Raw genomic sequence first — 14,520 nt, forward strand, 5'->3', positions numbered from 1 at the left:
ATGAGTGGCGGTCGTATCATTCAGATCATCGGCGCGGTTATCGACGTCGAGTTTGAACGCAACAGCGTTCCTAAGATCTATGACGCTCTCCAAGTTGACGGTACTGAAACTACATTAGAAGTTCAGCAACAACTTGGTGATGGCGTAGTTCGTACTATTGCAATGGGTTCTACTGAAGGCCTTAAGCGTGGTTTGAACGTAACTAACACTAACGCTCCAATCTCTGTACCAGTAGGTACAGCGACTCTTGGTCGTATCATGGACGTTCTTGGTCGCCCTATCGACGAAGCTGGTCCAGTTGCAACTGAAGAGCGTTTACCAATTCACCGTCAAGCGCCTTCTTATGCAGAACAAGCGGCTTCTACTGACCTTCTAGAAACAGGTATTAAAGTCATTGACTTACTTTGCCCGTTCGCAAAAGGTGGTAAAGTTGGTCTGTTCGGTGGTGCGGGTGTTGGTAAAACCGTAAACATGATGGAGTTGATCAACAACATCGCTAAAGCGCACTCAGGTTTATCTGTATTCGCTGGTGTTGGTGAGCGTACCCGTGAAGGTAACGACTTCTATCACGAGATGAAAGACTCTAACGTTCTTGACAAAGTAGCCATGGTTTACGGTCAGATGAACGAGCCACCTGGTAACCGTTTACGCGTAGCGTTAACTGGTTTGACTATGGCTGAGTACTTCCGTGATCAAAAAGACGAGAACGGTAAAGGTCGTGACGTATTATTGTTCGTAGACAACATCTACCGTTATACACTAGCAGGTACTGAAGTATCAGCACTTCTAGGTCGTATGCCATCTGCAGTAGGTTACCAGCCTACACTTGCAGAAGAGATGGGTGTTCTTCAAGAGCGTATTACTTCAACTAAGTCTGGTTCGATTACATCTATTCAAGCTGTATACGTACCTGCCGATGACTTAACTGACCCATCGCCTGCTACAACGTTTGCGCACTTAGACGCAACTGTAGTATTGAGCCGTGACATTGCATCTCAAGGTATTTACCCTGCGATCGATCCACTAGACTCAACTTCACGTCAGTTAGATCCATTAGTTGTTGGTACTGAGCATTACGAAATTGCTCGTTCAGTTCAAAACGTTCTTCAACGTTATAAAGAATTGAAAGACATTATCGCAATTCTTGGTATGGACGAATTGTCAGAAGAAGACAAACTTACTGTATACCGTGCACGTAAGATCCAACGTTTCTTCTCTCAACCGTTCCACGTAGCAGAAGTATTTACTGGTGCGCCTGGTAAACTTGTACCGCTTAAAGATACAATTCGTGGCTTTAAAGGTCTTCTAGCTGGTGAATACGATCATATCCCAGAACAAGCGTTCTATATGGTTGGTGGTATTGACGAAGTGATTGCTAAAGCCGAGAAACTTTAATTAGCAGCTCTAATTTAGGAGATTCTCATGGCGACTATGCAATGTGACGTTGTAAGTGTAAAAGAGTCTTTGTACTCTGGCACTGTGACTATGCTAATTGCAAAAGGTGCTGGCGGTGAACTCGGTATTATGCCGGGTCACGCACCACTAGTAACTTTGCTTCAGCCGGGTGCAATCCGCGTTCTGCTGGAAAATGGTACAGAAGAATTAATCTATGTATCTGGTGGTGTTCTAGAAGTTCAACCGCATGTTGTTACGATTCTTGCAGATACTGCAGTTCGTGCAGAAAACTTAGATGAAGCCGCAATTCTTGAAGCGCGTAAACACGCTGAACAATTGTTGGCGAATCAAAAAAGCGATTTGGACTCTGCTGCTGCTTTGGCTGCTTTGGCAGAAACTGCTGCACAGTTGGAAACCATCCGCAAAATCAAAAACCGCGCACTTTAATTGCTGGTTTAAGATTGAAAAGCCACTCGAAAGAGTGGCTTTTTTTATTTTAAGTTAAGAATATTTAAGAAATATTTGTTATATTTTGTATTCTTATGTAAATATAAAAAATAGGGTGTATTAAATGTCTAATAAAATTTTACTTCCGTTATTGCTAGCATTGGGATTTGTTGGTTGTGCATCAGTTCCAAAGGCGGATTTGACGACAACTCAACAGCAAAAAGCAATACAAACTCCACAGGTCGGTAATGCTGGACTTTTTGTTTATCGATCTAACAATGTTATTGGTAGTGCTTTAAAAAAAGATATTTGGATTGATGGGGAGTGTTTAGGGGAAACAGCACGTGGTGTTTATTTTTATAAAGAAGTAGAGGGCGGAAAACAGCATACTATTTCTACAGAATCTGAATTTTCACCAAATCATTTAAAAGTGAATACTGAAACTGGAAAAAATTACTATATTCAGCAATATATCAAGCCAGGTGTTTTTGTTGGTGGTGCAAATTTAAAACTAGTTGATGAAATGGAAGGGAAAACAGCAGTGGAGAAATATAGTCTAGCTGTTGCAGGCAAGTGTAGTAAACCTACGATTTTGTTACCAAAGTCTTAATTTTTCACTTTGATTTTTTCACGAAGTTTGTACGACTTATTGTTTTAGAGATACAAACTTCGTGCTTTGTAATTGTTTACAATTTCTAAGTCGTGGTATTTTCATTATTCTGCTGATTGTGTTCACTTTTATAATTCGATTCACCCTGCAAAATCATACCCGCCAACTTCACCATTTCAGATTGAATATTGCCCATTTGCTGTTCTAGCTTTTTAAAATCGACCTGACTAAGGTTAATTTGTCCGTTTAAAAACGGGGAGTTTAAAACTTGTTGATTAGCTGCTAACAGGTTTTGACGAATCGTATCAATTTCTTGTGTTTTTAAATCTAAGCTGCTGAGGGTCTGATTAAAACCATGTAGTTGATGTTGTAATTGAGTTGCAGCAAGCTGGAGTTGTTGTGGGTCTTGTGCGTTGATTGCTGTTTGCAATTCTGATTTGGACTGATTGAGTTGTTCAACATATTGTCCAGCTTTAAGTTGTAGATCAGCTACATCGCGCACAATGTAAAACATATTGCCACTGCTTAGGGGGGCTTGTGTTGCATCAGGATTGCTATTGCTAGATGTTACAGTCCCTTGTTCTTCGACTGAGCTGCTTTGAGGGCCAGAAGCCTGTTCACAAGCACTGAGTAGTAAACCTACGCTGAGTAGGGGGAGCAGTATTGCATATTTAGAAAATGGTGTATTCATCTTGATCTAATCATTTATAAGGCATTAAAACCAATATAAAACGAAAATATGAATAAAAAACAGATTATTGCAAAGCAATAACAAATATTAGAAGTGTTGTTAAAACGAAAAACAGGGAGTTGCCTAAGCAAATTCCCTGTATAAAGCATTTATTGCCAAGCATTATTTGGCGAGTTCTGCTGCAATCGCATCCAAAACTCGTGGGTCTTTTGCAGTTAGATCAGGCGCAAAACGTGCTACGACTTCACCTTGCTTGTTGACTAGAAATTTTTCAAAGTTCCACAAAACTTCCGGCGGATTATTTGGGGTTAAGCCATAATCGACCAAATCTTTCCACCATGGGCCTTCACCTATACGTTCTGGAATGGCCTGAATTAAGGTGCGATACAATGGGTGCTTGTTCTCACCCACCACAGGAATTTTAGCAAATAACGGGAAACTCACCTGATAATTCAATGAACAGAATTCCTGAATTTCTGCATCACTGCCTGGTTCTTGAGCCAAAAAGTCATTAGATGGAAAAGCCAAAATTTCCAAACCTTGTGTTTTTTGATCCGCATACAATTTTTGTAAGCCTTCATACTGTGGGGTTAAGCCACATTTAGAGGCGACATTAACAATCAACAATACTTTTCCAGCATATTGATTTAATGTGGTTTCTTCACCTGAATTGGTGAGAACGGGAATGTTATAGACCGAATGGCTCATGTAAGTGTCCAAATGCGAATGATATGAAGTGTTATTGTTTTAACTGGATTTATAAAGCACAGCAAGTTGAAAACCAGAAAATTTATTGTATTTGTGTGCAAAAGAAGAAGGACTATAAATTAAAAAAATATAAGGATTATCATCATTTAAAAGTATTGGTGGATAAGTTGAGCGAAAAGTGCCATAAATAGCCCTGAAGTTTAGTTTGAGCTTCAAGCAATCAAATCAATTGGATGATCAGAAAACAGCAGCAAGCTTATGCAGCTGACGTGCAACAAGGATGATGCAGACATGACACAGCCAGCCAAAGGTGCACTTTGGGCAATTCTACTCCCTGTGATTGCGGTATTAATTTGGTCGCTCAATATTGCCGTGACACGTTATGTTGCAGAATATATTTCGCCAGTGAGTATCAGCTTTTACCGCTGGCTTATTGCATTTTTGATTCTCACGCCTTGGATATTGCCTAAAGTTTGGCAGCAACGCAGTTTAATTCGTCCACATTTAAAACAGTTAGCCGTTTTAAGTGCCTTTGGTTTGGTGCTGTATCAAGGGCTAAGCTACACTGCAGCCAATTATACGACTGCCACCAACATGGGCATCATCAATGCATTTATTCCTATGTTTACGGTATTGGTGTCTTTGATTATTTTAAGGGACATTCCAACAAAATTTGCAATTTTGAGCTGTATCATTTCATTTTTTGGTTTGTTGTATGTGATTGCACAGGGAGATTTCAGCCAATTAGCACAGCTGACTGGGCATGCAGGCGACATGCTGATGGTGCTAGCCGTGTTCTTTTATGCTTTTTATGGGGTGTTTTTAAAGAAATGGAATTTAAAACTGCCTTTAATGCTTAGCCTGTATGTACAAATAATTTTTGCGCTGATTTATCATCTACCTTTCATTGTGTGGCTCGGCTTAGATCCGCTCAATAGTCAAAATAGTTTCAGTGTTTTGTATGCGGGGATTTTTCCATCCATTATTGCGCCTTTGGTGTGGATGTTGGCAGTACAGCACTTAGGGCCAAACCGTACCAGTATTTTTATGAATTTGATGCCTGTATTTACTGCAATCATTGCTTATTTTTGGCTGGCAGAAGTATGGGGGAGCTATCACACTGTTGGTGGTTTGATTATTTTAGTGGGCATTGTTTTGGCTCAAATGAAAACTCGTGTGCAAATTCCACTAAAAAATTGAGTGCATTTGCTCTTTTTTTGAGCATTAAAGATGTATCTAAAATACTGTTTTATTCAAAAAATATACAGGATTTAGGCATATAATTTATGACAGTTTTTTTAATTTTTCTAAAATAATTGAAAAAATAGTAAGATAATTTAAATTGTTAAGAAAAAGTGATAAGTCTATCATTGATTATTTATGTAAGATTAATAGAAATAATCTATTTGTATAGTCGACTAAATTACTCCATAATTCACGTACTGGAAATGATCTGCTTTAGTAAAAACTTAGCAAGACATCATTCGCAGCAAGATTTTCGTACCCTCTGGATGTGCTTTTATACACATCCTTTTTATGCTCAACCATCCCTATATGGTTGAGCTTTTTTTTATCTAAAATTTGTCTAAGCCTAGGCGCGAATGACCAAACCTGTCTCTGCATCTAAAATTCGGCTAGGTTTTTGGCTTAAGCCTAAATCACCATTTAAATAATGCAGTTGTTGCTGGAAATACTGGGTTGCTTCTTGCAGGGAGCGCGCAGGTTCATGGCCAGCAGGGTTGGCACTAGTTGAAACAATAAAGCCATCAAAAGCATGGCATAAAGCCATACATAAAGGATGGTTGGTCACGCGTACCGCAACTTTCGGGTGTTGTCCTGTAATCCAGTTTGGAATTGCCGCTGTGGTGGGTAACAGCCAAGTGGTGGCACGCTCAGTCGGATGTGTATTGCTCCATGAGGCAATTACACGATCTTGCATATCTGGCTTTAAATCTTCAAGCAGATGTTCTACCTGTGACAGGTGCCCTGCCAGTAAAATGACGCCTTTTTCAATTGGACGTTGTTTGAGGCGTAGAATTTCCAAAAAAGCCTGCTGATTATAAGGATCACAACCTAGACCCCAGACCGCCTCTGTTGGATAGGCCAGCACTTGTCCCTGTTGTAGACATGCAGCGGCTTCGGTGACAGAGGTGGTAATCATGCGAGTTGACCTAAATAGAAATGGGAGAGGGCTATTGTGAACCTTATTTGTGAGGACGACAACGCAGATACAGGCCTGATTGCTGCATTGCTAAGCCCATGAGCTCAAGTTCCATTAAATAAGCTGTGAGTACGGCAATTTCCAAGTCGAGCTGTTGTGCCAAGTGGTCAATACTTTGTCCGACCCAATCCAATTGATGATACAACGCCAATAAATGCTCAGGAATCTGCGTCACGATTTTATGGATAGGTTGTGGCGAGGTGGCTGTATCAGGTATGGTTGTATTGCTTTCTCCTGTTTGAGCATTCATTTTTGAAGATGGCAAGGTTGAGTCAGAGCTCAATTGATCAATATTTTGTTGTTGATATTGCCATTGAGTCGGCAATGCCAAATCTTCAAGCACCTGTTCAGGATGATCCACCAAAATTGCACCTTCACGAATTAATTGATGGCAACCCTGATGAAATTCACTGTAAATATGTCCAGGAATAGCAAAAATTAATTTACCTTGTTCGGCTGCGCATTTAGCGGTAATCAGTGATCCACTATTTAAACTGGCTTCAGCAACAATAACGCCAAGACTCAATCCACTCACTAACCGATTACGTCGTGGAAAATTTTGCTGCAAAGGTTTGGTGTGAGGTAAAAATTCTGTAATCACTGCACCGCCACGCTCCACAATCTGCTGGCGGAGTGTATGGTGGGCGCTCGGGTAGGTGCTGTCTAAACCTGTGCCCATGACTGCAATGGTACGACGGTGTGCCAAAGCGCCTTGGTGTGCAGCCTCATCAATACCTTGTGCTAAACCGCTATTGATAAAGAAACCTTGTTCACTTAAATAATAGGCAAAATCATAAGCCACTTGCCGTCCGTGTGGGCTGGCTTTACGACTGCCAACAATTGCGATTTGAGCTTGCAATAAAGCCTGAGCATTGCCTTGGCCAAATAAAATTGGAGTTTTATTTGCATAGGGGCGTAATTGGTTGGGGTAGTTGGGATCATCCAAGGTCAGGATAAAATCACAATGCTGTTGTAATTGTTTTAAGACGTTTTCAAAGGCCTGTTGCCCTGATTGGCTAAGATATTCTTTAGCACGCTGTTGATGGTTGGCATGTACACGTACTTCTGACCAAGCCAAAAGATGTTCGGGCTGCACTGCGGCAGCCACGGAACCAAAATATTGTTCTAGTTTATAAAAACTCGACAGTGAATGCTGAACCAAATACCACAACTTAATGTAGTCAATTTGATGTGGGGTGAATGAATTCAACATGTCACCATCTCAGACTATTTTTAGTCGTCCATTAGGGGTGTTTGTAAGTTCGCACCCACTTTAATTGGCAATTCGCTGTCTAATACATAGGCATAGCTGATGTGATCAAAGCTTTTGAAGACCATGATATTACCAATGCGTTCGCCTGGAAGTTGCACACGCTCTTTGGTTTTCGGGTCAGTCACAACTTCGCCTTTTTGAGCGACAGAGAATACGTGGCCTGATTGCACGCCATGCAGCGTACCACGGTCAATGGCAACCACACTGTGTTTTGCAGCCGTACCAATAGAACCCATTACACGAACCACTTGACCGCCTGCAGTTACATTTTCAGCATGGGTCGGATAGAACAGCGTTGGTAACATTGGGTCATAAACAGGCAAGACACGGTCACCACGACGCACTTCAGCGTTGTAAGTGTCGGTCAATTCAAGTGTGGTAATGTCATTTTCACCACGTACTACAATACCTGCTGCAACCTGAGTGAGTTCTAAGCCTGCATTGAATTTTTGACCATTTGCATCGGTTAGGATGTATGGTTCACCTTCACGATAGACAGCATAACGTTGACCAACTTCTAGGCCTGCACCACGTGCATACACGCTTTGTCCTTTAGCAGCCAACACGCGTTGATCAGAAGTACCTAAAATATAAGGCGTGCCTTGCAGTGCATCTGAGGCAATAATGCTGCTGCGCTCTAACCAATGCTTGATGTATTCCAGTGGAATCACAGGAATTGTATTATTTAAAGATTCTACGCGAATTTGTGGCTGTAAATTGGTGCTCTTGCCTGTGTAACGACGAATAATGCCTTCACAGCCATCACCTTCATCTTTACCAATAATTGGGCGACCTTCATAGGTACACATTAACAAGCGGTCACCCGGGAAAATCCAGTGTGGATTTTTCACGTGGCGGTTGCTTGCCCAAATTTCAGGCCAGCGCAGTGGATTATTCAGGAATTTTTTAGAAATATCCCACAAGGTATCGCCTTTTTTCACCACATACACATTCGGTGCATTGGCTTTTAAAGCAGGCGGATTAATATTTCGTGCAGGTGCTGCTTCAGCCACACTCATTGCCCCAAGTCCCACAGTGAGACATACAGCGAGCGCTAAAACTTGCTTTTTAAACCCCAAGACACGAAAAGAGGATGTGTCTGTCAAAACCTTTTTCATTATCATAATTCCTAAAATTATGTATGTAGTTGCGTTATAATAACGATCTTACACACATTTTTTTGATGAAGCATTCCTTCATTCGGTTTTTTGATCAATGGCATATAAGTGAGGACGTCCTATGGCCTTATTACCTATTTTAAGTTTCCCGGATCCCCGTTTGCGTACCATTGCCAAACCAGTTGAAGAAGTGACCGACGAAATTCGTCAGCTTGCTGCAGATATGTTTGAAACTATGTATGCCGCACCAGGAATTGGTCTAGCTGCGACACAGGTAGATCATCATATTCAGCTGATTGTCATGGATTTATCTGAAAATAAAGATCAACCCATGGTCTTCATTAACCCCAAAGTTACCCCATTGACTGAAGAGACCCAACCGTATGAAGAAGGGTGTTTGTCAGTGCCTCAAATATACGACAAAGTTGAGCGTCCGTCACGTGTAAAAATTGAAGCGATTAACCTTGAGGGTCAAACCTTTGAGCTAGAAGCAGATCAACTTCTCGCTGTTTGTATCCAACATGAAATGGATCACTTAAATGGTAAATTATTTGTCGATTATTTATCACCACTCAAAAGACAGCGTGCCCGTGAAAAAGTGGAAAAAGTAGTGCGCCAGCGTCAGAAAGAAAAAGTTGCTGTGAAGCGTTAAAACAAACCACAATCTAGTTGTCCATGTTTAGACCAAAGCATAAAAATCAGCCCAATTTCGATTGGGCTTTGTTATACTTGCGCCACACAAATTCAGGATAGATGTTTTTGTTGTTGCGTAGTGGCTTACTGCTTTCATTTATCGCAGTTTTTTTACAGATTGCTGTATTTTTACAGCCTTTGCTGCCTGAGCAATATCAAGTTGCGCCAGTCTGTGAAACCATCACGCGAGCACTTTTGTTGCCACAAGCCCACGCAGTGCATACAAATTCTTCGCACACTGCACATTCATCTACATCACAGACCGATGATCAGCAACTGACCGTACAGCATGAACATCATCATCACGATGCTTCACATCAATGTCAGTATTGTACGGTCTATGGCAACTTGGTCTTGCCACCTGAATTAGAGCTTAAAGAGGTGCTTGATCGCATTCAGGTACGTCTTTTGGCTTTCCAAAAACGTTTTCAACACGTTTGGTTTGCACTTCAGCAACTCTTTTTACTTCCGCAGGGACGTGCTCCACCTCACTTTGCATAAATTCAATGTTTTTCGGGTCTGCTTTGACCCTAACTGTATTTATGTTTTGAAGTGAGAAATAAAATGGCTCAGCTTAAATTTTTATTACAGCCCATTGCGGCTGCAGTTTGTGTTGCCTGCTATTCAGCAAGTGCGTTTGCCGATCAAAGTATGCTGTCTGCGAATACGCATAGTCTTGCGCCTATTGTTGCAACCGCACAACAGGGCAATGATGCCAATGGTTTGGTGGTTCGTGCTAATCCAAAACAACCCATTCAGCCGATTCCAGCCACAGATGGTGCAGACTATTTGCAAAGCATCGTTGGCTTTAGTGCTGTCAACAGTGGTGCGGGTACCAATGGCGATGTGACCTTCCGCGGCATGTTTGGTTCACGTATTAAAATTTTAACCGATGGTTCTGAAAACTTAGGTGCATGCCCGAGTCGTATGGATTCACCAACCTCTTATATTTCACCAGAAAGTTTTGATGAAATTACCGTCATTAAAGGCCCGCAAACGGTGCAATATGCCAACACAGGTTCGGCAGCAACGGTATTGTTTGAGCGTAAGCCTGAGCAATTTGGTGAAGGTCAAAACTATCGTGGCCAAGCCAGTGTCTTGATGGGGTCATTTGGCCGTTTAGATCATAATGTTGAAGCGGCTGCGGGTGATGAGCAGAAATATATTCGTTTAAACGCCAACCGTTCTGTAGCAGACAGCTATAAAGATGGCAATGGTACAACTGTTCCTTCGGATTGGGAGCGTTGGAATGCTGATGTCGCTTTAGGTTGGACACCCGATGAAAACACTTGGCTAGAACTGACAGGTGGTCGTGGTGATGCTGAAGTGGTTTATGCGGGCCGTACAATGGATGGTGCTGAATTTGACCGCGAAAGTTTAGGTTTACGTGTAGAAAAGAAAAATATCACCGATGTGATTAAGAAAATTGAAGCACAGGTGAATTATAGTTTTAACGATCATGTAATGGATAATTTTAGTTTACGCCAAGTTGATGAGCCTAACAAAGCTATGACAGTTACACGCCGTACTTTAAATGCGCGTATGGCGGTGACACATGAGTGGGATAAGCTTCAATTTATTACTGGCTTAGATAGTCAAAATAATAAACATGCTGGTGGGATGTATCATGCAACTAAAGCAATGATGAATTCTCCAGTAACAACTGATATGGAATTTCAATCTTATGGTGGTTTTGGTGAATTGAGTTATCAACTCAATGATCAAAATAAATTAGTCACAGGTATACGTGTCGATCAAGTTGAGGTTGATGCTGTTAAAAAAGCTCAACAACGTAAAGAAACTTTGCCAAGTGGCTTTATTCGTTTGGAAAATCAGCACCCACACCATGAAGCAAAAACGTATGTTGGTTTGGGTTATGTAGAGCGTGTTCCTGATTATTGGGAATTGTTTAGAACAGATTTAAATGGTGTTGAAGGTACGACTTTTAAAAATCTAGATACTGAAAAAACCTTACAACTCGATCTAGGTTATCAGCACGAGCATGGCGCGTTCAGTTCTTGGGCATCGGCTTATGTAGGGATGATTAATGACTTCATTCTCATGAGCTATGATCCAACTGTAATGGTTCCAATGATGAAAAATGCCGCAGATTCTCGTAATGTGGATGCAACCATTGCTGGTGCAGAAGTTGGTATTGGCTATCAATTTACCGATGCTTTACAGGCTGATGTGAGTGCCATGTATGCGTGGGGTGAAAACACCACAGACAATACGCCGCTACCACAAATTTCACCTTTGGAAGGACGTTTAAACCTACGCTATGTTCAGGATAAATATACTTTAGGTGCATTATTACGTGTGGTCGATGGTCAAAGTCGTTTCAGCCAAAATCAAGGGAATATTGTTGGTTATGATGTAAAAGAGAGCAGTGGCTTTGGCGTGTTGTCTTTAAATGGTAGTTATAACCTAAGTAAAGGTGTTGATGTGTCTGTGGGTATTGATAACGTTTTGGATAAAACCTATACCGAGCATCTAAACAAAATGGGTGCGTCAGGAACAGGTTTGCCAGTTACTGAACAATTTAATAATAGTGGTCGCAACTATTGGGCGCGTATCAGTATGAAGTTCTAATTTGGACTTTATTTAAACCAAAAGCAGAGCTTAGGCTCTGCTTTTTACTTTTTTATTAGAATAATTTCAAATAAAACAATAGATTAAATCTTGTGATTGTATTCTAAAGAATTGCACAGACTTTTATTAAAATAAATTTATTAGATAAAACAGTGGTTTATCTGTTTTTGGGTTTATAAAATAAACACTCGATATATTTCTTTTACAAAAAGCCTTGCATGGCAAAATATTTGGCCTATAATGCACATCCATTGGCGGTGATGTTGATAAAAACTTGTTGAAAAACAATGGCTTGGTTGATTGGTTTAAGATTGATTGAGTTTATTTTAAGTAGGCGGGTTTGAAAATAAAATCAACATTGCATGTTGACTTTCTGGAAATAGAGAGTAGTATAGCCGACCTAGCTTGATGCTGACGAAGCATCGAGAAGATCATTAAGAGATTATGAAGAACAACTTGTGTGGATTTTTACTGATTGATTAATCGAAATATTATCATTGATTGATTGGTTTAAATTACTCGAAGTTTATTTGAGCGAAATTTAAGTCAGAAAATTGATGAGCCAGATTTGGAAGTTTAGATTAAAACTTCAAAATGATTTTAACTGAAGAGTTTGATCATGGCTCAGATTGAACGCTGGCGGCAGGCTTAACACATGCAAGTCGAGCGGGCGAGGTTGCTTCGGTAACTGAGCTAGCGGCGGACGGGTGAGTAATGCTTAGGAATCTGCCTATTAGTGGGGGACAACATTCCGAAAGGAATGCTAATACCGCATACGTCCTACGGGAGAAAGCAGGGGATCATTTGACCTTGCGCTAATAGATGAGCCTAAGTCGGATTAGCTAGTTGGTGGGGTAAAGGCCTACCAAGGCGACGATCTGTAGCGGGTCTGAGAGGATGATCCGCCACACTGGGACTGAGACACGGCCCAGACTCCTACGGGAGGCAGCAGTGGGGAATATTGGACAATGGGGGGAACCCTGATCCAGCCATGCCGCGTGTGTGAAGAAGGCCTTTTGGTTGTAAAGCACTTTAAGCGAGGAGGAGGCTCTCTTGGTTAATACCTAAGAAGAGTGGACGTTACTCGCAGAATAAGCACCGGCTAACTCTGTGCCAGCAGCCGCGGTAATACAGAGGGTGCGAGCGTTAATCGGATTTACTGGGCGTAAAGCGCGCGTAGGTGGCTAATTAAGTCAAATGTGAAATCCCCGAGCTTAACTTGGGAATTGCATTCGATACTGGTTGGCTAGAGTATGGGAGAGGATGGTAGAATTCCAGGTGTAGCGGTGAAATGCGTAGAGATCTGGAGGAATACCGATGGCGAAGGCAGCCATCTGGCCTAATACTGACACTGAGGTGCGAAAGCATGGGGAGCAAACAGGATTAGATACCCTGGTAGTCCATGCCGTAAACGATGTCTACTAGCCGTTGGGGGATTTGATCCTTTAGTGGCGCAGCTAACGCGATAAGTAGACCGCCTGGGGAGTACGGTCGCAAGACTAAAACTCAAATGAATTGACGGGGGCCCGCACAAGCGGTGGAGCATGTGGTTTAATTCGATGCAACGCGAAGAACCTTACCTGGCCTTGACATAGTAGAAACTTTCCAGAGATGGATTGGTGCCTTCGGGAATCTACATACAGGTGCTGCATGGCTGTCGTCAGCTCGTGTCGTGAGATGTTGGGTTAAGTCCCGCAACGAGCGCAACCCTTTTCCTTACTTGCCAGCATTTCGGATGGGAACTTTAAGGATACTGCCAGTGACAAACTGGAGGAAGGCGGGGACGACGTCAAGTCATCATGGCCCTTACGGCCAGGGCTACACACGTGCTACAATGGTCGGTACAAAGGGTTGCTACACAGCGATGTGATGCTAATCTCAAAAAGCCGATCGTAGTCCGGATCGCAGTCTGCAACTCGACTGCGTGAAGTCGGAATCGCTAGTAATCGCGGATCAGAATGCCGCGGTGAATACGTTCCCGGGCCTTGTACACACCGCCCGTCACACCATGGGAGTTTGTTGCACCAGAAGTAGGTAGTCTAACCGCAAGGAGGACGCTTACCACGGTGTGGCCGATGACTGGGGTGAAGTCGTAACAAGGTAGCCGTAGGGGAACCTGCGGCTGGATCACCTCCTTAACGAAAGATTGACGATTGGTAAGAATCCACAACAAGTTGTTCTTCATGACGATGTATCTGAGGGTCTGTAGCTCAGTTGGTTAGAGCACACGCTTGATAAGCGTGGGGTCACAAGTTCAAGTCTTGTCAGACCCACCACTACTGACGACGCAAGAGATTGCAGAGTAAACGGAAATCAGAAACATTGACTTATTGATAAGCTGGGGACTTAGCTTAGTTGGTAGAGCGCCTGCTTTGCACGCAGGAGGTCAGGAGTTCGACTCTCCTAGTCTCCACCACGTACTTTTAAGTATGGGATAAGCTAAAGATTACAGAATTTAGTAAATAGGTTAAATCGTAAAGATTTAATGATTTATTAAATTCTGTGATTTATCACAGTGAACTACTCGCTGACGAGGCGGTAGGAAATCATTAACAGATTGGCAAAATTGAGTCTGAAATAAATTGTTCAACTCATTTAATTCAAGATTGACAGTAATACTTCGGTGTTACGTTTTAATTACGAATTGAAATGAGAACTAGCAAATTAACTGAATCAAGCGTTTTGGTATATGAATCTAATTGAAGCTGTACAGTGCTTAAGTGCACAAGACATCAAACTGTGAATTAAATAAATATTTTATATTTATTTAAT

Annotated in this window: 12 protein-coding genes, 2 tRNA genes and 1 rRNA gene; 10 read left to right on the forward strand and 5 right to left on the reverse strand. The window is 41.8% G+C overall.

Features of this window, described 5'->3' with window-relative positions:
• From atpD to ACNS8M_RS00690, 3 genes are all read left to right on the forward strand, one after another.
• The gene (gene atpD, locus ACNS8M_RS00680; RefSeq protein ID WP_004970134.1) at window positions 1-1,395 is read left to right on the forward strand and encodes a F0F1 ATP synthase subunit beta; all 1,395 of its coding nucleotides are present in this window, start codon (window positions 1-3) and stop codon (window positions 1,393-1,395) included.
• A 27-nt stretch (window positions 1,396-1,422) separates the two neighbouring features.
• On the forward strand, window positions 1,423-1,842 hold the full coding sequence (locus tag ACNS8M_RS00685; RefSeq protein WP_168419253.1) for a F0F1 ATP synthase subunit epsilon: 420 nt from the start codon (window positions 1,423-1,425) through the stop codon (window positions 1,840-1,842).
• Between the two features lie 124 nt (window positions 1,843-1,966).
• Window positions 1,967-2,452 (forward strand): DUF2846 domain-containing protein, encoded by a 486-nt coding sequence (locus ACNS8M_RS00690; RefSeq protein ID WP_179994473.1) that lies wholly within the window; start codon window positions 1,967-1,969, stop codon window positions 2,450-2,452.
• Between the two features lie 85 nt (window positions 2,453-2,537).
• Here the strand turns inward: ACNS8M_RS00690 and ACNS8M_RS00695 are convergent, their stop codons facing one another.
• Together ACNS8M_RS00695 and ACNS8M_RS00700 are read right to left on the reverse strand one after the other, a co-directional pair.
• Window positions 2,538-3,143: a hypothetical protein gene (locus ACNS8M_RS00695; protein WP_419225014.1), complete on the reverse strand. Its 606-nt coding sequence runs from the start codon at window positions 3,141-3,143 to the stop codon at window positions 2,538-2,540.
• A 162-nt stretch (window positions 3,144-3,305) separates the two neighbouring features.
• Window positions 3,306-3,851: a glutathione peroxidase gene (locus ACNS8M_RS00700; RefSeq protein WP_419225015.1), complete on the reverse strand. Its 546-nt coding sequence runs from the start codon at window positions 3,849-3,851 to the stop codon at window positions 3,306-3,308.
• Between the two features lie 291 nt (window positions 3,852-4,142).
• Between ACNS8M_RS00700 and ACNS8M_RS00705 the strand changes: the two genes are divergently transcribed.
• Window positions 4,143-5,051: a DMT family transporter gene (locus tag ACNS8M_RS00705; RefSeq protein ID WP_419225016.1), complete on the forward strand. Its 909-nt coding sequence runs from the start codon at window positions 4,143-4,145 to the stop codon at window positions 5,049-5,051.
• Between the two features lie 391 nt (window positions 5,052-5,442).
• Here the strand turns inward: ACNS8M_RS00705 and ACNS8M_RS00710 are convergent, their stop codons facing one another.
• From ACNS8M_RS00710 to ACNS8M_RS00720, 3 genes are read right to left on the reverse strand one after another with little or no spacing between them, the layout of a single operon-like run.
• Entirely contained in the window at window positions 5,443-6,012 is a 570-nt protein-coding gene (locus tag ACNS8M_RS00710) for an L-threonylcarbamoyladenylate synthase (protein WP_419225017.1), read from the reverse strand.
• Between the two features lie 43 nt (window positions 6,013-6,055).
• Window positions 6,056-7,285, reverse strand: a complete 1,230-nt coding sequence (gene dprA, locus ACNS8M_RS00715) for a DNA-processing protein DprA (protein WP_419225018.1) — start codon at window positions 7,283-7,285, stop codon at window positions 6,056-6,058.
• 20 nt (window positions 7,286-7,305) lie between these two features.
• Window positions 7,306-8,463, reverse strand: a complete 1,158-nt coding sequence (locus ACNS8M_RS00720) for a LysM peptidoglycan-binding domain-containing protein (RefSeq protein WP_419225019.1) — start codon at window positions 8,461-8,463, stop codon at window positions 7,306-7,308.
• 121 nt (window positions 8,464-8,584) lie between these two features.
• Here ACNS8M_RS00720 and def point away from each other — a divergent pair, with 121 nt between their 5' ends.
• From def to ACNS8M_RS00750, 6 genes are all read left to right on the forward strand, one after another.
• On the forward strand, window positions 8,585-9,115 hold the full coding sequence (gene def, locus ACNS8M_RS00725) for a peptide deformylase (protein WP_154321169.1): 531 nt from the start codon (window positions 8,585-8,587) through the stop codon (window positions 9,113-9,115).
• A 107-nt stretch (window positions 9,116-9,222) separates the two neighbouring features.
• Entirely contained in the window at window positions 9,223-9,657 is a 435-nt protein-coding gene (locus ACNS8M_RS00730; protein ID WP_154321168.1) for a DUF2946 family protein, read from the forward strand.
• A 63-nt stretch (window positions 9,658-9,720) separates the two neighbouring features.
• A complete protein-coding gene (locus ACNS8M_RS00735; protein WP_419225020.1) occupies window positions 9,721-11,748 on the forward strand; it encodes a TonB-dependent copper receptor in 2,028 nt (675 codons plus the stop codon).
• 601 nt (window positions 11,749-12,349) lie between these two features.
• Window positions 12,350-13,886: ribosomal RNA gene (locus ACNS8M_RS00740) — 16S ribosomal RNA — on the forward strand.
• Between the two features lie 61 nt (window positions 13,887-13,947).
• Window positions 13,948-14,024: transfer RNA gene (locus ACNS8M_RS00745), tRNA-Ile, on the forward strand.
• 64 nt (window positions 14,025-14,088) lie between these two features.
• Window positions 14,089-14,164 (forward strand) — tRNA-Ala (locus ACNS8M_RS00750).
• Window positions 14,165-14,520 lie beyond the last annotated feature (356 nt).

Origin of the sequence: Acinetobacter sp. A2 (genome assembly GCF_048537555.1) — a bacterium.
In the GTDB taxonomy this organism is placed as follows: Bacteria; Pseudomonadota; Gammaproteobacteria; order Pseudomonadales; family Moraxellaceae; genus Acinetobacter.

Excerpts from the sequence above, each read along its gene's own strand:
- def (WP_154321169.1), top strand. The coding sequence starts at position 8,585 with ATGGCCTTATTACCTATTTTAAGTTTCCCGGATCCCCGTTTGCGTACC.
- ACNS8M_RS00695 (WP_419225014.1), bottom strand. The coding sequence starts at position 3,143 with ATGAATACACCATTTTCTAAATATGCAATACTGCTCCCCCTACTCAGC.
- ACNS8M_RS00685 (WP_168419253.1), top strand. The coding sequence starts at position 1,423 with ATGGCGACTATGCAATGTGACGTTGTAAGTGTAAAAGAGTCTTTGTAC.
- ACNS8M_RS00720 (WP_419225019.1), bottom strand. The coding sequence starts at position 8,463 with ATGAAAAAGGTTTTGACAGACACATCCTCTTTTCGTGTCTTGGGGTTT.
- ACNS8M_RS00710 (WP_419225017.1), bottom strand. The coding sequence starts at position 6,012 with ATGATTACCACCTCTGTCACCGAAGCCGCTGCATGTCTACAACAGGGA.
- ACNS8M_RS00705 (WP_419225016.1), top strand. The coding sequence starts at position 4,143 with ATGACACAGCCAGCCAAAGGTGCACTTTGGGCAATTCTACTCCCTGTG.
- atpD (WP_004970134.1), top strand. The coding sequence starts at position 1 with ATGAGTGGCGGTCGTATCATTCAGATCATCGGCGCGGTTATCGACGTC.
- ACNS8M_RS00735 (WP_419225020.1), top strand. The coding sequence starts at position 9,721 with ATGGCTCAGCTTAAATTTTTATTACAGCCCATTGCGGCTGCAGTTTGT.
- dprA (WP_419225018.1), bottom strand. The coding sequence starts at position 7,285 with ATGTTGAATTCATTCACCCCACATCAAATTGACTACATTAAGTTGTGG.
- ACNS8M_RS00690 (WP_179994473.1), top strand. The coding sequence starts at position 1,967 with ATGTCTAATAAAATTTTACTTCCGTTATTGCTAGCATTGGGATTTGTT.
- ACNS8M_RS00700 (WP_419225015.1), bottom strand. The coding sequence starts at position 3,851 with ATGAGCCATTCGGTCTATAACATTCCCGTTCTCACCAATTCAGGTGAA.